This window comes from Acinetobacter sp. CAU_H_78 (genome assembly GCF_058599365.1).
On the sequence record NZ_CM178652.1, the window covers coordinates 829,373 to 850,548 of the forward strand.

16 protein-coding genes, 1 tRNA gene and 1 pseudogene are annotated in these 21,176 nt (G+C 42.7%); 10 read left to right on the top strand and 8 right to left on the bottom strand.

Annotation, left to right across the window (positions count from 1 at the left end; translation table 11 throughout):
• Positions 1 to 70 precede the first annotated feature (70 nt).
• Both folP and AC4MCD_RS04115 read left to right on the top strand, forming a co-directional pair.
• A complete protein-coding gene (gene folP / locus AC4MCD_RS04110; protein WP_491876614.1) occupies positions 71 to 922 on the top strand; it encodes a dihydropteroate synthase in 852 nt (283 codons plus the stop codon).
• 104 nt (positions 923 to 1,026) lie between these two features.
• Positions 1,027 to 1,341: a DUF5713 family protein gene (locus AC4MCD_RS04115; RefSeq protein ID WP_125278212.1), complete on the top strand. Its 315-nt coding sequence runs from the start codon at positions 1,027 to 1,029 to the stop codon at positions 1,339 to 1,341.
• Positions 1,342 to 1,368: 27 nt separating this feature from the next.
• On the opposite strand, the gene AC4MCD_RS04120 is transcribed toward AC4MCD_RS04115, so the two are convergent.
• The 3 genes from AC4MCD_RS04120 to AC4MCD_RS04130 all read right to left on the bottom strand — a co-directional run bounded on the left by AC4MCD_RS04120 (position 1,369) and on the right by AC4MCD_RS04130 (position 3,136).
• Positions 1,369 to 2,058: a hypothetical protein gene (locus AC4MCD_RS04120; RefSeq protein WP_419365757.1), complete on the bottom strand. Its 690-nt coding sequence runs from the start codon at positions 2,056 to 2,058 to the stop codon at positions 1,369 to 1,371.
• A gap of 93 nt (positions 2,059 to 2,151) precedes the next feature.
• A tRNA-Leu gene (locus AC4MCD_RS04125) sits at positions 2,152 to 2,237 on the bottom strand.
• A 170-nt stretch (positions 2,238 to 2,407) separates the two neighbouring features.
• Positions 2,408 to 3,136, bottom strand: a complete 729-nt coding sequence (locus tag AC4MCD_RS04130; protein ID WP_491876615.1) for a hypothetical protein — start codon at positions 3,134 to 3,136, stop codon at positions 2,408 to 2,410.
• Between the two features lie 168 nt (positions 3,137 to 3,304).
• Here AC4MCD_RS04130 and AC4MCD_RS04135 point away from each other — a divergent pair, with 168 nt between their 5' ends.
• Positions 3,305 to 3,811, top strand: a complete 507-nt coding sequence (locus tag AC4MCD_RS04135) for a hypothetical protein (RefSeq protein WP_491876616.1) — start codon at positions 3,305 to 3,307, stop codon at positions 3,809 to 3,811.
• Between the two features lie 38 nt (positions 3,812 to 3,849).
• Here AC4MCD_RS04135 and AC4MCD_RS04140 read toward each other — a convergent pair whose 3' ends face one another.
• The 3 genes from AC4MCD_RS04140 to AC4MCD_RS04150 all read right to left on the bottom strand — a co-directional run bounded on the left by AC4MCD_RS04140 (position 3,850) and on the right by AC4MCD_RS04150 (position 6,627).
• Entirely contained in the window at positions 3,850 to 4,128 is a 279-nt protein-coding gene (locus AC4MCD_RS04140; RefSeq protein ID WP_491876617.1) for a hypothetical protein, read from the bottom strand.
• Positions 4,129 to 4,183: 55 nt separating this feature from the next.
• On the bottom strand, positions 4,184 to 5,506 hold the full coding sequence (paeA, locus tag AC4MCD_RS04145; protein WP_004784777.1) for a polyamine export protein PaeA: 1,323 nt from the start codon (positions 5,504 to 5,506) through the stop codon (positions 4,184 to 4,186).
• Positions 5,507 to 5,637: 131 nt separating this feature from the next.
• Positions 5,638 to 6,627, bottom strand: coding sequence for a LysR family transcriptional regulator (locus tag AC4MCD_RS04150; protein WP_004784775.1), 990 nt, complete (start codon positions 6,625 to 6,627; stop codon positions 5,638 to 5,640).
• A 681-nt stretch (positions 6,628 to 7,308) separates the two neighbouring features.
• On the opposite strand from AC4MCD_RS04150, the gene AC4MCD_RS04155 reads away from it, so the two are divergent.
• The 7 genes and pseudogenes from AC4MCD_RS04155 (at position 7,309) to AC4MCD_RS04185 (ending at position 18,690) form a co-directional block, all read left to right on the top strand.
• Positions 7,309 to 8,910 carry an isocitrate lyase gene (locus AC4MCD_RS04155; protein WP_159123482.1) on the top strand — a complete coding sequence of 534 codons (1,602 nt, stop codon included), beginning with the start codon at positions 7,309 to 7,311 and terminating at the stop codon, positions 8,908 to 8,910.
• A 256-nt stretch (positions 8,911 to 9,166) separates the two neighbouring features.
• Entirely contained in the window at positions 9,167 to 12,262 is a 3,096-nt protein-coding gene (locus tag AC4MCD_RS04160) for a multidrug efflux RND transporter permease subunit (RefSeq protein WP_491876618.1), read from the top strand.
• 173 nt (positions 12,263 to 12,435) lie between these two features.
• Positions 12,436 to 15,534, top strand: a pseudogene (locus AC4MCD_RS04165) (efflux RND transporter permease subunit).
• 230 nt (positions 15,535 to 15,764) lie between these two features.
• Positions 15,765 to 17,102 (top strand): magnesium transporter, encoded by a 1,338-nt coding sequence (gene mgtE / locus AC4MCD_RS04170; protein WP_491876619.1) that lies wholly within the window; start codon positions 15,765 to 15,767, stop codon positions 17,100 to 17,102.
• A 99-nt stretch (positions 17,103 to 17,201) separates the two neighbouring features.
• Positions 17,202 to 17,597, top strand: a complete 396-nt coding sequence (locus AC4MCD_RS04175; RefSeq protein ID WP_008306679.1) for a transposase family protein — start codon at positions 17,202 to 17,204, stop codon at positions 17,595 to 17,597.
• Complete coding sequence (locus tag AC4MCD_RS04180; RefSeq protein ID WP_004809604.1) at positions 17,545 to 18,015, top strand: IS5/IS1182 family transposase; 471 nt, start codon at positions 17,545 to 17,547, stop codon at positions 18,013 to 18,015. The genes AC4MCD_RS04175 and AC4MCD_RS04180 overlap by 53 nt, the downstream gene beginning before the upstream one ends.
• Before the next feature lie 93 nt (positions 18,016 to 18,108).
• A complete protein-coding gene (locus AC4MCD_RS04185) occupies positions 18,109 to 18,690 on the top strand; it encodes a DUF4112 domain-containing protein (RefSeq protein WP_491876620.1) in 582 nt (193 codons plus the stop codon).
• A 74-nt stretch (positions 18,691 to 18,764) separates the two neighbouring features.
• On the opposite strand, the gene htpX is transcribed toward AC4MCD_RS04185, so the two are convergent.
• On the bottom strand, positions 18,765 to 19,670 hold the full coding sequence (htpX, locus tag AC4MCD_RS04190) for a protease HtpX (protein WP_491876621.1): 906 nt from the start codon (positions 19,668 to 19,670) through the stop codon (positions 18,765 to 18,767).
• Between the two features lie 177 nt (positions 19,671 to 19,847).
• Positions 19,848 to 20,720 carry a lytic transglycosylase domain-containing protein gene (locus AC4MCD_RS04195; protein ID WP_419374783.1) on the bottom strand — a complete coding sequence of 291 codons (873 nt, stop codon included), beginning with the start codon at positions 20,718 to 20,720 and terminating at the stop codon, positions 19,848 to 19,850.
• Positions 20,721 to 21,176: the final 456 nt, after the last annotated feature.

Genomic DNA, 21,176 nt, shown 5'->3' on the forward strand with positions numbered 1-21,176 from the left:
TAGATTGAGCTTTGCTTTATTGACCTTTCCATAAGACAATACCCGGGTTATTGTGAACTAGGATTGAACCATGCAGCTGAAGCCACTACGACCACAGATCTGGACTTTCGGTCATTTAAAACTGGATTTGTCTCAGCCGCATGTGATGGGAATTTTAAATGTGACTCCGGATTCCTTTAGCGATGGGGGGCTGCACAATCAGAAAGATCAGGCAGTAGCAAAAGCCCTGGAAATGATTGCTGATGGTGCCACCGTAATTGATGTCGGTGGTGAATCTACACGTCCGGGTGCATCAGTTGTGGACGTTGAAGAAGAAATTCGTCGTGTTGTGCCTGTAGTGGAAGAGCTGGCCAAGCATGATGTGATCATCTCGATTGATACTTCACAGCCAGAAGTGATTAAAGCAGCTGTGAAAGCGGGTGCACATATCTGGAATGATGTACGCGCGCTCACTCGTCCACAAGCGTTAGAAACGGCAGCAGAACTGAATATTCCGGTGATCATCATGCATATGCGTGGTGAGCCGACTACGATGAATAATCTGGATCAGTATGATGATGTGACTCAGGATGTGATTCGGGAACTGTCACAACGGGTTCAAGATGCTCTAGATGTCGGTGTTAAAGCTGAACATATCATGATTGATCCTGGTTTTGGTTTTGCAAAAAATGCCCAGCAAAATCTCAAGTTGCTTCAGGAATTTTATAAACTGACTGAAATGGGCTATCCAATTCTATCTGCCTTGTCCCGCAAACGTTTTATTGGTGCTGTACTAAATGGTGCAGAACCACAAGCACGTGCAGTAGGTTCGGCTGCGGCGCATTTGCTGAGCATTCAGCAAGGTGCCTGTATGGTTCGTGTGCATGATGTCAAGGCAACAGCAGATGCGATCAAAATCTGGAAAGCTATGCAAAATGCCTAAATCTGGGCTGAAAGACATCTAAGGACACAAGCTGTTTGGCTTTTAAACAGCAATGTGCTATAAGGCACGCTTAAGTTAGATTGTCATCTTTTAGAGTGCCTGTAATGTTTGCAGATTTACTTCTCCCCATGTTCGATGATGAATATTATCCCGATATTCTGGTTGCAGAAATCAAGCAACACATCGAACGCTTTGCTTCAAAAGTATCTAAATCCGGTTTATCTGATCAGGACGTGTACCAGCTGGCCCATGAAACTGTGGCAGACATCAATGCCATGAAGCCACAGTTTGAAGATCTGGACTCTTCTCTGGATGATACTGCCGCAGATTATATTGCCGAGGCCATGATGATGGTCGTGCAAGAACAGGGTCTGTTTGATATTGAAATGGAAGAACTGGTCGTTAACCGCGAATGGTAAAAAAAGCCCTGTTAAACAGGGCTTTTTTTAATGATCTGAAAATACGTCTTTTATATTTTTATAATGAATTTCATCCAGTAATTTCTGCTCTTCCAGCATGCAGCTATGATGCAAATCCAGATAATACTGTTTTAAATCTTTTTGATAAGGTACCGGTTCCGGCTCTTTGCTTTGCGACTGCTGATAAGACCAGTAAGCCAGTTGACGGATTTTCTGCAGACGTACCAAAAGGATGCTGCGAGTCGAAACTCTAAAGCAAGGCTCGACTAAAACCGGTACGAGGCTACTGAAAGCAAGCAGGGCCAAGCAAGGCAAGGTAATAAATACTGAGTGAAAATACTGATAATTTATAAATGACAGAATCGCAATCAGGGTTTGCATATACAGGCAGAGTTGCAAACGCTTGGCATAGCGAACAGAACTGTATTTCGCCTGAAACTGGGCGCGCCAGATATAAGGATAGAGCATGCCGATCATGACAATGGTACCAGCACTGAGCGCCTGATATTTTGAAGTGACAAAGTCAGGATAAAACGGCAGAGAAAAGCACAGGCAGCAAAAACCTGTGATCATGATCAGAATACCGATACGTAAATACAGATATAGATCAGTGGTCTGGTTCAAATATTTATAACGGCCATAGCTGAGGCTGCAAAAGAATGCATCAGGATGGCGTAATTGCAATCTGGCTAGATCAAAAGAACGGGATGCAGACATGGGGAGGGCACATTCTATTGGTGATAATCACGCATAAAAAAACCAGCTGAATGCTGGAGATTTTTCATTGCACCATTCTAATCAGAATTAAAATGGTGCCCGAGGCCAGACTCGAACTGGCACGCTTTGTGGGCGGGGGATTTTAAATCCCCTGTGTCTACCGATTTCACCACTCGGGCATGTGCGCAATAATAGAGGACGAAATAAAGCTTGGCAAGTAAATTTCAATACGTTTGCTTTATTTTCAAGCAATTCAGTAGCTTAAATTTAAAAATTAAAACCATAGTGCTGGATGATAAACGTGAGAAGTCATGTAATTTTGTATTTTAGGTCGTGATTCATAAAACTTTTACAGATGCTCATCCAGATAAGTATCGATATCGATGTATTTGATCTTCTTGCACTGCTCATGTTCCAGTTTAAACAAGCGGGTATGCAAATCCGCATAGTGCTGAAGCTGATTTTTCAATTCTTCATTTGGGGAGGTCGGCTTGGAATGAAAAAATAATTTCAGACGTAGTTTCCAGGTTTGTTGATAAGCCCAGAAACAGATGCGACGTAACTGCTGCAGTTGATATTGTTCAGTGCTATTGGTAGCAGGGCGGAACATATTTTCTTTATAGAACCGTACAAAACCAAAACTGATCCCGAAAAAGAATAGAATCCACATGGTCGTACTGCTTTGTAGAAAAACCAGATTCAGCGCTTCCAGCACAATGACTACAGTGAGTTTAATCGGTGTATGTCTTAAAAACTGATAGAGGGAATGGGAAGAGTGCCGGATCTGCTTGATCACCAGTGGAACCACCAGCATCAGAAATAACAGAATAGTCAGAATTGCATAAGCTTGCGCCTGAAAGTCTGGGGCAGTTGATAGCTTAGAGGAATAAACATCTTTGAGAACCAGGCCAATCGGTACAAAGATCATGGCAGCTAGTATCCAGGGAATTAGTTCCTTGAGATCACTTAAAATACCCTTGGTCTTGATCTGGCCATAAAACAGATAATTTCTTCTGAAGGCAGCGGGATAAAGCAGTTTAAGTTGCTGCAATAAAAGATCAATCTGTTTGGTTTGCATAATAAAAAGTAAATAAGAAACTTGCCGCCTACTATAGCCAATTTACGCCAGAATGACAGAGATGATCCGGATTTTGCAATTATTAGAGTTGAAGCTAAAGATTTTAATTTTTTAGTGAGGATTTATGCGAAAATAGTCCATTGCATATTTATTTTTTAGGGACAGTTTATGACTGATCAATCTCCTGCGACGCTAAGCGACATCGAAATTTTAGACATCCTTCAAACCATGAAGAATGATGAGCTAGTTACGGAAGCAAAAGAAGTCATTCGTCAGGGTGGTAAAGCGGGTCGTCAGGAAGCGCATAAACAGGCGCTGGTTGTATTGAATCAGTCATTTGAAGAAAAATTTGTTGAAGCAGTTTCTCTGGCCCTGAATCTGAATGAAGCCCAAATCAAAAAAATCCGCTATAAGAAAGACCGTATCCGTATTTTAAAAGCGCGTGGTGTTGATTACCTGGCAATTGATGGTGCGGAAACTGCCTTTGTACTGGCACAGATTGCACAGGCGATTCTACGTGAAGATGCTGTTGTGACTCATGACTTACATAATATTTTCCCATTCTGGAAAGAAGGCTGGCCAATGGTGCAATTTGATAATGCCTACAAAATTTTGCAGGAAGATATCCAGATCCATTATCAGGCAGTCCTTGAAGCGCTTTTATCAAAAATCTAAACTGAATTGAATGTAAAGAAGCACCTTCGGGTGCTTTTTTAATGAGAATAAAATAGGGAAAGCAGCCAGCGCACAGGAAGTATAAACAGCCGCCACCAGGTAATGAGCGGATAATAAAAATATTCGCCTATTCTTAAAGTCGAATCAAATCCTTGCCGGCGCCGCTCATAAGGATAGGGAGTCAGCCAGATTGAAAGTAAAATGAGCACAATTGCTATGATCAGAAATACAGGCTGTTGATCTTGTATAAAGAAGAAATAGAATAAATATAAGGCCGAATAAAAACTCAGACAGGCGATTAACGCAGCAATATTCATAAAAGTCTCATTATTATTGTTTTTGGAGTTTTAAAAAAATTGAAGAAGAACCAGATTATTCTGATTCTTCTGTCGGTGGCTTTTTCACTTCCAGCATACGTGTAACCAGTAACTGGTCAATCTTGAAATGATCAACATCGACAACTTCAAACTTGTAACCCGCATGTAGCACAATATCTGCAGGACGTGGAATCTTACGCAGCTTGAACATCATAAAACCAGCCAGAGTTTCATAATTCTCTTCATCTGGCATTTCATCAATTTCCAGTGCATGTTTGATGTCTTCAATGGGCGTACTGCCATCAATCAACCATGAATTGCTGTCACGCTTAATGATCTGCTGGTCTTCTTCCAGGGGAGTAACCCAGTCGCCCATCACGGTAATCATGATGTCGGAAAGGGTAATCACACCAACGACCAAGGCATATTCATTAATAACGACTGCAAACTTTTCCTTGGTTGAGCGGAAGCGATCCAGTAATTCAGATAGAGTCAGTGTATCTGGAATGGTCAGAACCGTACGGATGGTATTTTCATTCAACTGAAGTAAAGACTGATTATTCAGAATACGAACCAGAATATCCTTGGAGTCGACATAGCCAATTACATCGTCGATATTTTCATTACAGACCAGGAACTTGGAATAAGGAAATTCAGCCAGTTTCTGGCGAATACTGGCTTCAGATTCTTTCAAGGTAAAGAACACCACATTTTCACGAGTGGTCATACTGGAAGGAACATTACGTTCTTCAAGCTCAAACACGTTCTCAATAAAGTGATGTTCCTGTTTCTGTAACACCCCTGCCTGAGCACCCGCATCCATTACCGCAGAAATATCCGCAAAGGTAATATTATCATCTCGGATGGTATTCACTTTAAATAAGCGGAATAACAGGTTCGCAATGGCATTGATGAACCAGGCCAATGGTTTACAGATTTTGATAAATACCTGAATCGGATTAATCACCGAGACAGAAATTTTTTCTGGAGCGATCATGGCCAGACGTTTCGGCATCAAGTCCGCAAACAGAATAAATAATGAAGTAACTGCGGTGAAGGACAGGCTGAACGCAATCGTTTCAGTCCAGGGACCTTGATAAAATCTGGAAAGTAAATTGATGATATAAGGGCGGAAGGCGCCTTCACCTAAAATACCGCCTAAAATGGCAACGGCGTTTAAGCCGATTTGGGAAGCTGCAAAAAAGTCAGCAGAGTTTTCTTGTAAATCTAAAACTTTTTGAGCGCGAATATCTCCCGATTCAGCCAAAATTTTTAATTTGACCTTACGGGCACCTGCAAGCGCGATTTCTGTTAATGATAAAAAACCGGCCCCCGCGATGAGTAATAAGATAATCACGATGTTTTGAAAGAGGCTCACGAATCCACCTGTGGATTAATATGATCTAGCTAAAAATATTTTTAACACAAAAAAAGACTTGAGGTACAAATAAAGCAACTCAAGTCTCTAGAGTATAAGCTTAAAAATGAGCAATTTAGCTAATATTCAATTTAATAATGCGAAAATTGCGAATTATTCATTAAAAATTCACGATTTTCTTCTTCGATCATCTGACGCGCTACATACAGAATTAGCTGACGTAACCAGCGATGGGCGGGATGATGATGCAATAAAGGACACCACGCCATCTTCAATTCAAACTCAGGAATATAGAATGGTGGGTCTTTAATGAGTAAGTTCTGGTTTTTGGCTTGCAGACGTGCAATACGGGTCGGTAGTGTCGCTACAAGATCGACATTGGCCGCCAAAAGACCGGGCATCTGATAATGACGGGTAAATACTGAAATCTTACGTTTTTGGCCAATACGTTCAAGAGCCTGATCAATCCAGCCAAGGCCCGCCTGTTTCTCAGGATTTACCCCGAAGCCGACGCCCATACCGGTTTTTGATACCCAGATATGCTGTGCATCCAGATAACTTTTCAGATTCAGGTTGCCTGCAGCCGGATGCTTGTTATTTAACAGGCAAGAAAAACTGTCACGCCAAACTAGTACCTGGTGGAAGCTTTGTGGAATTTCATTAAAACGGTTAATCGCCAGATCAACTTTACCTTGTTCCATGTCACGATAGGACACATCACTTGGTGTTAAGAAGTCGAGAACCACATTGGGTGCTTCTGAACGTAATGCTTTTACCAGGCGTGGTACCAGCGTGGCTTCAGCATAATCTGAAGTCATGATACGGAAGACACGATTTGAGGTATAAGGACGGAACTCGGTACGCGGTTCCAGAATCATGGAAAGATCCGCTAAGGCGTCGCGGATACGAGGTTGGAGTTCTAGTGCACGTTCTGTTGGGGTCATACCTTCAGAAGAGCGAATCAGGAGGGGATCATTAAATAAATTTCGTAAGCGACGTAAAATGTTACTCATTGCAGGTTGGGTTACCCCAAGTTGTTCTGCTGCACGCGTGACATTTTTTTCACGTAAAAGTACGTCAAGATAAATGAGGAGATTAAGATCGACCCGCTCCAGATTCATAAAAAAAATACCGAAAATAAAATTATGAAATTATATGGATTATGCCATAACTACTATAGCTTGTGTACGCAACTGATGAAAAAAAGCTCAGCTGATTGTACTGAAATACCTTTTTAGAGTCTCTTTCACCGTAGATTTTGCCAGCCTGAATCCTCCTCTATTTTTAAGAGCAGAAAGCAAATCTGGCTGCATCCAAAAACGAAAGAAAGGTATTTCTGAAAAACAGAGGGAATTAGCAAATAATGTGCCAGATTTGACTAAAAATATTTCCACAAATAAATGAAAAATAATTCCTTCGAAATAAGTGTTCCAAGTTTTAAGGCTTAGAAAATAGACAAAAATTGCTGAAATTAAGCGCTGCTAAAGTCCTGCAAGACTTAAGTCTAATGAATATTTTTTACCCATATTGCTGATGTTTTAGACAAAATCTAATTTTAAAAATTCAAAAATAAAATATTAAATACAATAACTTATAAAAAATTGATCAATATATAATTAGACTTTCATCTACATATTTTTTAAATAAATAATGATAATTCTTGCAGAATATTGGATTAATTTTTCGAAGCCCACTAATCTTTAGCTATCCCAACGGATCGTCGAAAATCTGAACAAGTCATTGAGGGTGTGATTTGAGCGGTTCGTTGCAGAAAAATCCTAATATTAATACAGGAATATATCATGACTACATACCAAACAGCGATTGATGCAATCCGCGAATTAAAAGCGAAATTCGGTAACACTTGGGCAGACATCAGTCCTGAAGATGCTGCGCGTATGCAACTTCAAAACCGTTTCAAAACTGGTTTAGACATTGCTAAATATACAGCGGCGATTATGCGTCGTGATATGGCTGCTTATGATGCAGACTCTAGCAAATACACTCAATCATTAGGCTGCTGGCACGGTTTCATCGCTCAGCAAAAAATGATTGCGAACAAAAAATACTTCGGTACAACTGAACGTCGCTATATCTACCTTTCTGGCTGGATGGTTGCTGCACTTCGTTCAGAATTCGGTCCTCTTCCTGACCAATCTATGCACGAAAAAACTTCTGTTCCTGCATTGATCGAAGAAATCTACACATTCTTACGTCAAGCTGATGCGAAAGAACTGAATGACCTGTTCCGCGCACTTAAAAAAGCTCAAGACGCTGGTGATACAGCTAAAGCTGCTGAAATCACTTCACAAATCGACAACTTCCAAACTCACGTTGTGCCAATTATTGCGGACATCGACGCTGGTTTCGGTAACGAAGAAGCAACTTACTTACTAGCTAAGAAAATGATCGAAGCGGGTGCTTGTGCACTTCAAATCGAAAACCAGGTTTCTGACGCGAAACAATGTGGTCACCAAGCTGGTAAAGTTACAGTTCCACACGAAGACTTCATCGCGAAAATTCACGCTCTTCGTTATGCATTCCTTGAAATGGGTCTTGACGACGGTATCATCGTTGCACGTACTGACTCTGAAGGCGCTGACTTGACTCAAAAAATCCCAGTGGTTAAAGAGCCAGGCGACATCGCTTCTCAATACATCAGCTACTTAGACACTCAAGAAATTGACATCTCTGAAGCGCAAGAAGACGAAATCCTGATCAAACGTGATGGTAAACTTCACCGTCCTAAACGTCTTGCTTCTGGCTTGTACCAGTTCCGTGAAGGCACTCAGATCGACCGCGTTGTACTTGACTGTATCACTAGCTTACAAAACGGTGCTGACCTTCTTTGGATCGAAACTGCGACTCCAAACGTTGCTGAAATCGCTCACATGGTTAACCGTGTACGTGAAGTTGTGCCAAATGCGAAACTTGTTTACAACAACTCTCCATCATTCAACTGGACACTGAACTTCCGTCAACAAGCGTACGACCGTTGGGTTGCTGAAGGTAAAGACGTATCTGCATACGACCGCGCTAAATTGATGAGCGCTGAGTATGACGATTCTGAATTGGCTGCTGAAGCTGACGAAAAAGTACGTACATTCCAAGCAGACGCTTCTCGTGAAGCAGGCGTGTTCCACCACTTGATCACTCTGCCTACTTACCACACAGCTGCTCTTTCTACTCACGAGCTTGCTCAAGGTTACTTCGGTTCTGAAGGTATGTTGGCTTATGTTGCTGGCGTACAACGTAAAGAAATCCGCGGCGGTATCGCTTGTGTGAAACACCAAGCAATGGCTGGTTCTGACATCGGTGACGACCACAAAGAAATCTTCGCTGGTGACAACGCGCTTAAAGCGGGTGACGATGCGAAAAACACAATGAACCAATTCTCTGCTTAATCAGCTCTGAATCGATTCTAAAAAAGCCCTGCGTAAGCAGGGTTTTTTTATGCCTAAAATAAAATGAATAACCCTATAAATTGTTGAAACAGCTAGATGAAAGGAAAAATCTTCATATTTTCTTCATGATTCAATTTTATACATATTTTTCTGTGATCAAGCCTTGCATTCTCTAGGCCACTGCCTGAATATCCTTAAGCTGACTCAATAATACAACGCTTTCCATAATTCATTAAATTCAAAGTGATTCAGACTTATGCTGTCTAAGTTTTTCATTCATCGTCCTATTTTTGCAGGTGTACTGGCCATTGTGGTCATGGCCATTGGACTTTTTGCGGTGATGAATTTACCTGTCGAACGTTATCCGGATATTGCGCCGCCTCGTATTACTGTGGCAACAACCTATACCGGTGCATCTGCAGAAACGGTAGAAGAGAGCGTGACCCAAGTGCTGGAACAGCAAATTAAAGGTATCGACCGCTTGCTGTATTTCAGCTCCAATAGTGATTCTTCAGGTCGAAGCCGGATCAGCATCAGTTTTGAAAATGGTACCGATCCAGATACAGCACAAGTACAGGTTCAAAATGCGATTAACGGGGTTCTCAATCGTTTGCCTGATGATGTCCAGCGACAGGGCGTGAATGTCTTCAAATCTCTTGGCGATACTCATATGGTCATCGGTTTGTATGATGAGTCACGGCGTAGCAGCAATATTGAACTGTCTGATTATTTGACAACGCATCTGGAACAGGATATTTCCCGAATTGATGGCATTGGTGAAGTCGATGTTTTTGGTTCACAGTTCGCAATGCGCATCTGGTTGAATCCAGCAAAATTAAAACAGTATAATCTCATGCCAAGTGATGTGCGGGCGGCGATTGAATCACAGAATACTCAGGTGGCAGCCGGCGCAATTGGTGACTTGCCGACAGTCGATGATCAGTATCTGAACGCCAAAGTGACTTCTGGCAGCCGTCTGAAAACAGTAGAAGAATTTGAAAATATTATTGTGAAGTCTGCCCGGGATGGCAGCTTTATCTATTTAAAAGATGTTGCACGGGTTGAATTGGGTGCGGAAAATTATCAGTCATATAGCACCACCAACGGCTATCCTTCTGCCGGTCTGGGTATTTCACTGGCCTCCGGTGCCAATGCAATTGCAACGTCGAGTCTGATCAAGGCTGAAATCGAGCGGCTCTCTCAGCAGTTGCCGGAAGGCTATAAAATTGCTTATCCGCGTGACAATACACCGTTTGTCAAAGAATCAATTAAAGAAGTCGTTAAAACTTTATTCGAGGCGGTCATTCTGGTCGTCATCGTGATGTTTATCTTCCTGCAAAACTGGCGTGCGACCTTAATTCCGACTGTAACTGTGCCTGTAGTTTTACTCGGAACCATGGCAGTACTTTATGTTTTGGGACTGAGTATTAATACGCTGACTTTGTTTGCCTTAGTACTGGCCATTGGCTTGCTGGTCGATGATGCCATTGTGGTGGTAGAGAACGTTGAACGTCTGATGCATGAGCAGCAGCTTACAGCCAAAGAAGCAGCGCTGGAATCCATGCAGGAAATCAGCGGCGCACTGATCGGGATTACCCTGGTTTTAACCGCGGTCTTTATTCCCATGGCATTTTTTGGTGGCTCAACCGGGGTGATCTATCGTCAGTTCTCGATTACGCTCGTGGCAGCGATGTCTCTGTCGCTGATGGTCGCACTGATTCTGACACCTGCACTTTGTGCGCTGATTCTAAAACCAAATCCAAAACCTGCCAAGTGGGCGAGTTGGTTTAACCAGAAACTGGATGGTTTAAAGCATCGTTATCTGAAAGTTTCTAATGTCACCCTCCAGCATAAAGCCATTAGTCTGGTGCTTTTTGCCGGGCTGCTCTGCGTATTTGCTTTATTCTATCGTGCCTTACCCACCAGCTTTTTGCCGAGTGAAGATCAGGGCATCCTGAATCTGCAAATCCGGCTGCAGGAAGGCACGCCAATGAAAAACACTATTCAGGTCGGTGAGCAGATTCGGCAGTATTTTCTGGAAGAAGAAAAGGACAATATCGACTTGGTAATGTTACGTTATGGCCGTAACTTCTCAGGTACCGGTCAGAACCTGGCGACCGGTTTTGTTGCCTTGAAGCATTGGGATGACCGTGCAGGAGAAGAAAATACTGCGCAGGCGATTCGTGAACGTGCCATGAAGCATTTCCGCAGTAACCGTGATGCCCAGGTCAATATCAGTATGCCAGCTTCAGTGAATGGTTTAGGGCAAACCGACGGCCTGGATTTCTGGATTCGTGATATTAACGGTAATGGCCGTCAGTATCTGGAAGAGCAGTTCCAGAATATGCAGGCTGGCGCAGCTCAATATAGTAGCTTTGAAAATCTGGATAAGCGTTCCAATCCTGAAAAAGCCGAACTTAAAGTCAATATTGACCAGAAGCAGGCGATGGCCAATGGCCTGAGTCAATCCGCAATTAACAGTACGCTTTCAGCGGCCTGGGGCGGCAACTATATTAATGACTTTATTGATCGTGGTCGGATTAAACGGGTGATTATGCAGGGTGATGCAGAATTCCGTTCCAAACCTGAAGATCTGGCGCAATGGCACGTACGTAATGACCTGAACGAGATGGTGCCTTTCAGTAATTTCGCTCAGGTGGACTGGAGTGGCGGTCCTGAGGTGGTCAACCGTTTTATGGGCTATACCTCGCTGCAAATGCAAGCAGATATGGTCAAAGGTTCCAGTTCTGGTGAAGCGATGAAAGATGTCGAAAATCTGGTGGCAGAACAGGATGGCATTGATGTAGTCTGGAGCGGTTTATCCTTTGAGGAAAAACAATCCAGTAATCAGGCAATCTGGTTATATCTGGTGTCGATTGGTTTCATTTTCCTGTGCCTGGCCGCTTTATATGAAAGCTGGACGATTCCGACTGCGGTGATGTCCGCGATTCCTTTAGGGATAGGCGGGAATATCATTTTCAGTTTTCTGGCAGATTTTCCGAATGATATTTACTTCCAGATTGCTTTGCTCACCACGATTGGTCTGTCCTGTAAGAATGCAATTTTAATCGTAGAGTTTGCGGCATTGGCCCAGGAAAAAGGTAAATCTGTAGTTGAAGCTGCACTTGAAGGTGCGTCACTACGCTTGCGTCCGATCCTGATGACATCTTTGGCCTTTGGTGCTGGCATTTTGCCACTGGTCTTTGCTTTTGGTGCTGGTGCAGCCAGTCGTCGTGAGATTGGAATCAGTGTTTTTGGTGGAGTGATCTTCGGAACGATACTGGTACTGATTTTTATTCCATTTATGTACGTTTTAATTCGCCAAATGACGATGAAGAAATCACATATTTAAGATCAATGCAAAATATTGAGCTCAAAAATCCCCGTTATGACGGGGATTTTTTTTATCGGAAATAAAGAGTTAAAGGTCGGCTTAAATTTAAGCATGGTGTGAAAATTGCTATAGAAATCATCTATTCATGGCGTGTGCATTCTAAAGATGCATTTGATGGGGATTTCTAATTTATGTTGTCGCGCTTTTTTATTTATCGTCCCAAGTTTGCAGCAGTCATTGCAATTTTAATGATGGCCCTTGGGGTATTTGCACTTCAAAAAATTCCCATTGAACATATGCCAAATATGGATACGCCAGCTTTAGGCGTTTCCGCAGGTTATCGTGGGGCGTCGGCTGAAACAGTTGAGCAATCGGTGACCCAGATTCTGGAACAGGCGGTAAAAGGCATTGAAGGTCTGGAAACCTTTCATTCTAGCAGTTCGGTGGGACGGGCCCAACTTACGCTGCAATTTGAGCAAGGGGTCGATCTTGATCAAACCCAGTTACAGGTTCAAAACGCCGTGAATGGCGTATTGAGCCGCTTACCTGAAGAGACGCAGCAGGGCGGAGTCAATGTTTATAAATCAGGGTATGACCAGTTTGCACTGTTAAGTTTATATGATGAGAGTGGACAGAGTAGCGTTACCGAACTTTCAGATTATTTGATGGTCCACGTCGAACCGCGTTTGTCACGTATTGAAGGTGTAGGGGAAATTGACCTGTACGGTGCAGGTTATGCTATGCGGATCTGGCTAAATCCGCATAAGTTGCACCAGTTTAACCTGATGCCAAGCGATATTCGTAATGCCATTGAAACTCAAAACGCGCCACTGGCTTCAGGCGCAATTGGTGGTTTGCCGACGATGCAGGATTAATATCTCAATGCCAAGGTCAGTGCCGGTTCACGTTTAAGCAGCGTGAAAGAATTTGAAAATATCATCGTTAAAACCACGGATTCCGGTTCATTGCTGTATTTAAAAGATGTGGCACGGGTAGAGCTAGGTGCAGAAAGTTATAACCACATTAACTATACCAACGGACAGCTATCTTCAGCTTTATCGATTATTTTGGCGCCGCGGAGTAATGCCATTGCCGTGTCCAAACAGATTCAAGACGTATTAAAAAACGCTCAGGCCAATTTGCCACCGCACTACCAGTTGCAAATGACCATGGACAAAACTCCATTTATTACCAGCTCAATTGAACAAGTGGCTAAGACCCTAGTTGAAGCCATTATTCTGGTCATTGTGGTGATGTTTATCTTCCTGCAAAACTGGCGTGCCACGATTATTCCGGCCGTTACGATTCCGATTGTGGTTTTGGCGACCTTTGCAGTGCTGTATGTCTTGGGTATGACCTTGAATAGCTTTACCTTATTTGCCCTGATTTTAGCCATCGGCCTGCTAGTCGATGATGCCATTGTAGTGGTGGAAAATATTGAACGCCTGATGCAGGACGAACACCTGGATGCCAAAGCGGCCGCCTTAAAGTCCATGCAGGAAATGAGTGGAGCACTGGTCGGTATTACACTGGTACTTACCGCAGTATTTATCCCGATGGCTTTCTTTGGCAGCATCACTGGGGTGATTTATCGTCAATTTTCCATCACTTTGGTGGTAGCGATGTTGCTGTCTTTATTCGTAGCCTTGGTGATTACCCCAACATTTGCGGCACAATTATTGAAACGCAAACATCATCAGGCTCGCTGGGCGCAGCGCTTTAACCATGGTATGGATCAGCTCAATGCCGGTTACCAAAAAGTTTCAGCTCAAAGCATGCGATTGAAATTCACGATGTTGGCACTGTTTAGTGTGTGCATAATGGGCTTCGGTTGGGTATATAAGCATTTGCCGGAAGGATTGATGCCCACTGAAGATATGGGCTTTGTGATGGGGCAGATTGTCATGCCGGGCAATGCACCGCGTACAGAAGTCGAAAAAGTCGGGCGTGAAGTACAAGACTATTTGATGAAACACGAATCGGAACGCATTCAGAGTGTAGGTGTCTGGTATAGCGGCAACAATGTCGGTGTAGGTCCGTATCGCGGGCAGCTCTTTGTGGTATTAAAAGACTGGGCTGAGCGCAAAAATCCTGAAGATTCGGTCTTTGCCATTGTCGATCGAGCACAGAAACACTTTGCCAATCATGCCAATGCCCAAATTTTCTTTATGGCGCCTTCCATGTCGAGTAATGGTCGTGTAGTCGATTTCTGGTTGCAGGACCTGGATTATAAAGGGGCTGAATTTTTACAGGAGGCATTTGGCCAGATTGAAGCGCGTGCCCAAGGCAAATCATCGATTGAATTTCTACAGCTGGACCAACCCAAAGAAAGTGCTGAGCTGAATATCAAACTTGATGCAGAGCGTGTGTTAAAGCATTCCATTCCTCAGCAAAATGTAAACAGTACTTTGGCTGCAGCGTGGGGTGGAACTTACATCAATGACTTTATTGATCGCGGGCAGATTAAGCGTGTGATTATGCAGGGTGAAGCAGAATACCGTTCTAAACCTGAAGATCTGGCCTTCTGGCATGTACGCAATCAAAAAGGTGAAATGCTGTCGTTTAACCAGTTCAGCAGTCTGAATTGGCAGGGCGGGCCGAACAGTATTAACCGCTATATGGGTTATAACGCTGTTCCAGTCTATGCCGGAATTCCAAAGGACAAGTTTTCCAGTCAGACCATGCAGGATGTTGAAACATTGGTAGATGCCCAGGAAGGCGTGAATCTGGCCTGGAGCGGAGCCGCACTGGAAGAAAAGCGCAGCAGCGGTCAGGCGATTTTTCTTTATGTGATTTCGATTGCCTTTATTTTCCTGTGTTTAACCGCTTTATATGAAAGCTGGACGATTCCGACTGCGGTGATGTCCGCGATTCCTCTAGGGATTTGTGGGAATATTATTTTTAGTTTTCTGGCAGATTTTCCGAATGATATTTACTTCCAGATTGCTTTGCTAACTACCATTGGTCTGTCCTGTAAGAATGCAATTTTAATCGTAGAGTTTGCGGCATTGGCTCAGGAAAAAGGTAAATCGGTAGTTGAAGCTGCACTTGAAGGTGCTTCGCTACGCTTGCGCCCAATCCTGATGACCTCTCTGGCCTTTGGTGCTGGCATTTTGCCCCTGGTTTTTGCTTTTGGTGCAGGTGCAGCCAGTCGTCGAGAGATTGGAATCAGTGTTTTTGGTGGAGTGATCTTCGGCACGGTACTGGTCCTGATCTTTACTCCATTTATGTATGTATTGATATGGACTCTATTTAAGCCCAAGTCCGTTAAAAGAAACATAAGTGATTAAATTGTTTAGGTTTCGTTGTAAAGGTTGAGAAATGTAACAGTTTTTCGTAGTATTGCTGCGCCGTATAAGCGGTTTGATGAGGATTAAATCCCTAAATGGACAGGCACAGTTGTCAGATACACCAAATTTCAAACATTTATATTTACCAACATTATTATGTGGGTTCATTCGGCAAATAAAATAAGAGCCGTTGCGGCCCTATTACATAGGTTGGATAATAGGGGGCGAGCATGAGCTACAACAACTTTTTATATCTTTTAAATGATGCATTAAGCAAGCAAGATATTGCATTGGCATTAGACTCTGTTAAAACGTTTAAAGCCGCAGATTTGGCTGATATTTTGGCACAATTACCTTTAGAGAATAGTCAAAAGCTGCTACTGCATCTTCCTGCACGCGCCTATGTATTTTCATATCTCAAACCCGAAGAACAAGTAAAATTTGCACACGGTTTAACGCGAACAGACTTGGCTGAAATTATGGGCGAAATGCCTTCAGACAAGCGTGTCGATTTATTTAAATGTTTAGATCACGAGCAGCAAAATACTTTATTGCCTGCATTGGCACAGGCCGAGCGTGAAGATATTCGGCAGCTCTCTTCTTATGTAGAAGGTACGGCAGGGGCCATCATGAGCTCCGAATATGCCACCTTAAAACCGAATATGTCGGTAAAAGATGCCATTAAAATGTTGCGTTATGAGGCACCCGATTCGGAAACCATTTATTTGGCCTATGTACTTGATGAAGCAAGAAAGCTGCTGGGTGTTTTATCGCTCAAACAATTAATACTTGCCGAAGAACAAAGCAATATTAGTGATTTAATGGCGACCGATATTATTTTTGCATATTTTGACAGCGATCAGAATGAAGTAGCCAAAACCATTGCTCGTTATGACTTACTGGCATTACCCATTATAGATCATGCCGGTGTGATGGTGGGTATTGTGACACATGATGATGCAATGGATGTGGCCAGAGAAGAGGCAACAGAAGATTTTTTAAAATCTGGTGCTGTCGATGCATCATCTAAATTGAGTCTTAAATCTGCCCCAATATTGCAACTCTATCAAAAACGGGTGTATTGGCTGGTATTTCTTGTTTTTGGCAGTTTGTTATCCGGGATTGGCATTGCACATTTTGAAGACATTATTGCCGCAAATATTGTATTGGTTTTCTTTTTGCCCTTATTGGTTGGCAGTGGTGGAAATGCCGGCTCTCAATCTGCAACGCTGATGGTGCGTGCATTGGCAACGGGCGATGTACATTTTAGGGACTGGTTTTACTTGCTGGGACGTGAAAGTTTGGTTGCCCTGTGTCTGGGCGGAACCATGGCACTTGCAGTTTCACTTTTGGGATATTACCGCGGTGATGAAATGGTCGCTTTAGTGCTTGCTCTGAGTATGATGGGTATTGTGCTTTTGGGCTGTTTAATTGGAATGAGTTTGCCTTTTATGCTAAATCGTTTTGGATTTGATCCTGCAAGCGCCTCTGCGCCATTGGTGACCTCTATTTGTGATGCGACAGGTGTTCTGGTTTATTTATTTATCGCTTCACAGCTATTGCTATAAAAGTATAGATAATAGATATCTTTCATAAATCAAAAAACGATCTTCTTTTTGGTTAATATTTGCACTCCGGATTTCTTAGCATTCGTGCATAATCTGCGGATGAAATACATCGATTCAAACAAGCTTTCTGATCCTCAGTTCAAGCGATACACAGGCATCTCATGGTCAACTTTCTATTTGATGGTTGAGCAATTGCAGAAGCATGTCTCTGCCAAAGGCAGACCGCCCAAGTTAAGCCTGGAGGATCAGGTCCTGCTCTGTCTGAGCTATTGGCGGGAATACCGAACCTTATTTCACGTTGCGACGAGTTACGGGGTTTCAGAGCCCACAGCCTCAAGAATTGTCCGTCATGTTGAAGACTGCCTGATTCGGTCCAATCTGTTTAATTTACCCAAAGATTTACCCGAGGGCGAAGGCATCGACTGGAATGTTGTAATCGTGGATGCCACGGAAATTCCAATCCAAAGGCCTAAAAAAACAGAAGAAAAGCTATAGCGGCAAGAAAAAGACCCATACCTTTAAAGTACAGGCCATGATTCACTACAAAACTCAGCAAATTCTGAGTTTATGTACCAGTCGCGGTGCAGTGCATGATTTCGAGTTGTTCAAACGCAATTTAAACCAGATTCCTTTTGGGGCTTTTATCCTTGCAGATAAAGGCTATCAGGGGATTTATGTGTTGTATCCGAATAGCCTGTTGCCATTAAAAGCCAAAAGACACTGTAAATTGGATCCTGAATTGAAAATCTATAATCAAGAAATCAATAAAAGAAGAATTGGAATTGAGCATGTATTTGGCAGCCTGAAAACCTTCAAAATCCTTGCTGAGCGTTATCGAAATAGAGGTAAAAGGCTTGGTTTGAGATTCAATTTAATCGCTGGAATCTACAACTTGGAACTGAGCAAAAAATGATTTATGAAAGAGGTCTAATAAATACATATACATATTTTCAATTTATACTTTATTCTCAGGGCTATAACAGAAATGTTTGAATAAGGCTAAAGCATGGTTGCGGTTGAAAAAGAAAAAAAATTAACACGGCAAGAAGTCGTACGTTTGGAGCGCGATTTAGCCAAGTTTGCCAATATGATGGATTCGGTGGTACGGATTCCATTTACCAAGCAGGGCGTCGGGGCAGATGCTGCTTTGAGTACCATTCCGGTAGCTGGAGATATCGCAGGTTTTGTATTGACCAGTTATGCGATTTATAAAGCCCGTCAGATCGGGGTGCCGAATGAAAAATTAAAGCCAGTCCTGAAAATGGCCGTCATGGATGCTGTGGTCGGCTTTATTCCTGTAGCAGGAACAATATTTGATATTTTTATTCGTCCTAGCCGTAAGGCACTGGATATTGTGCATCAACATATCCGGGACGAATACCAGATCCGTACCGATCATCATGTGGTGCATCCATTTCTGCATGAAAGTCTGGAACGCAGACAACAGCAATCCGCTTTCTGGCGTAATCCTGTGGTGGCCTGGATCTGGATTCATCTGCCAGATCTTTTAGGAACTTTCTTTTTGATTCTGTTAATTATGGCCATTGGCTGGGGCACAATGCAGCTTTTTCAATGGTTTAAAGCCTGAAGGTTTATAAACCTAAACTTAATAAAAAAGCCTGCAAATGCAGGCTTTTTTCTATCAAGCAATCAATGCGTTGCTTAAGGGCAATCGAGTTGTTGCAAGGCAGCAACACGTTGTTCAATCGTTGGGTGAGTCTGGAACAATGCAGCCAGACTAAAACCTTGTTCCTGACCAGCCGAAATCGCAAAGGCTTTCATTTCTTTCGGCATAGCATCCGGCATTTCTGATTCCGCCTGTAAACGTAATAACGCTGAAATCATGGCCTGTTTACCAGCTAAACGCGCACCTGCCTCATCAGCACGATACTCACGGTAGCGTGAGAACCACAATACGATTGCAGAAGCCATAATACCAAATACGATATCCAGCACAATGGTAATCACAAAATAGCCAATACCCGGTGCTTCACCTTCTTCACGGCCGAAGATCGTACGGTCTACGAAGTCACCAACTACACGGGCAAAGAACATGACAAATGCGTTGACTACACCTTGGATCAAGGCCAGTGTCACCATATCGCCATTGGTAACGTGACCGATCTCATGCGCCAGTACCGCACGAAGTTCATCTTTGTTCATGCGTTCCAGCAGACCTGTAGAAACAGACACAAGCGCATCGTTCTTGTTCCAGCCTGTTGCAAAGGCATTTGACTGATAAGATGGGAAAATACCTACTTCCGGCATTTTAATGCCAGCGCGCTGAGAAAGTTGCGCAACTTCTTGTAATAACCATGCTTCTGCCTGGTTACGAGGGGCATTTGGGTCAATCAGTTCAGTACCGGTTGTTTTTTTCGCCATCCATTTAGACATGAACAGGGAAATCAGTGATCCCACCATACCGAACACAAAACAGATCACCAACAGGTTGCCTAGATTCAAGCCACCCGCGCCATGGTAACTACCGACACCGAAGAGTGACAGGATAATGCCAGCTACAACCAGTACCGCGAGGTTGGTTAGCAAGAACAAACCAATCCGCATCATTGAGAAATCCTCTTATTATAAAAAAATAATCTAATTAGCAAATGAAAATCATTGAAATCAATATGGGGTGAAATGACTAAAAATTCAAGAAAAAAATGGCCCTAGATCACAAAACACAGCTTAATTTTTTGCTGCATTTTCACTAAGGCCATTCAGAATCAAATGATTTTGATTTATTTATTCACTTAAATAAATTTTAGCTGCTGCTGTTGCATTCGCCGTTGCATAAGAACCCATCGGTGCATCGGTATAACTGCCATCAGCATTCATAATAATCTGACGCTGATACTTGGCTGCCTGGATGTGCGAAGTGTTGCTGCTATCATTGGAGTAATTCGCTGAACTGGCAATGATGCGGCCTTCACTGGATGAAGTGCTAGACGTGGTTGTGCTTGCACTCAGGCCATGAGTATACAGATTTTGATAACGGCTGGTCACACGGCGCACATAATCTTGGGTCTCCCGGAAAGGCGGGATTCCACCATATTTGCTGACATTGCCTTCACCGGCATTATAGCCCGCCAGTGCCAGACTGGTATTGCCATTAAAACGCTTTAATAACCAGGCCAGATACTTGGCGCCTGCCATAATGTTCTGATGAGGATCATAAGCGTTACTGACATTAAAGCGACGTGCTGTAGCTGGCATCAGCTGCATCAAACCTTGTGCACCCACAGGGGAGCGGGCATGGGTATTAAAGCCTGATTCAGTATGCATCACTGCTTTAATTAAACCTTCAGACACACCATAAGTCTGTGCGGCCTGACGAATGATCGAATCAAAAGCATTCTTATTCTTGCTATAGCTAGGCAAAACCGACGACTCGCTGCTGCCCCAGTTACTATAGCTATGAATATTGCTATCCGGATAATAAGTCTTCTTTTCGACCTGAAGATGATTATAACGGCTCTTCTTATTGGTCAATAAGGTACTGCCGTTTTTATCACGCAACTGATAGATGGTTTCACCGGCATACACCAAATGACTGCAGCTCAGCATAACCAAGCTACCGATCAGTTGACACCCCAAGAAATACGTCTTTATTTTCATTGTTTATATTTGATAAATAATAAGCTAGAAAAATTCATGGATGAGTTTAACAAAAAATTACGTAATGCACAGCCTTATACGCTGCATTTATAAACGAGTATGTAAACGGGAACGCCTGTCAATATTTTGAGCAGCAAAATATTTTTTTTATTTAATTTAAAACCTTAGGGTTGACAGGTTTAAGCTATTGATTTTAATAACAAAATAAATTGATTAAAAAATGATCAATTTAAAGAAAAGCCTTAAATTTTGAGGTGAACAAGTTGTCAAGTCCATTTCAATCCACAAAGTTATCCACAGCTTTTGTGGACAACTGTGGAAAAGTCCAAAAGATAAGCATCTCGCTTAAAAATTGAACTAAATCGTTCAATATATCAATCTAAATAAAACATGAAAATGAAACTAATATGGCATTTGTATGAAAATAAATTCTTTTGATGCGATACGGAACCGAAT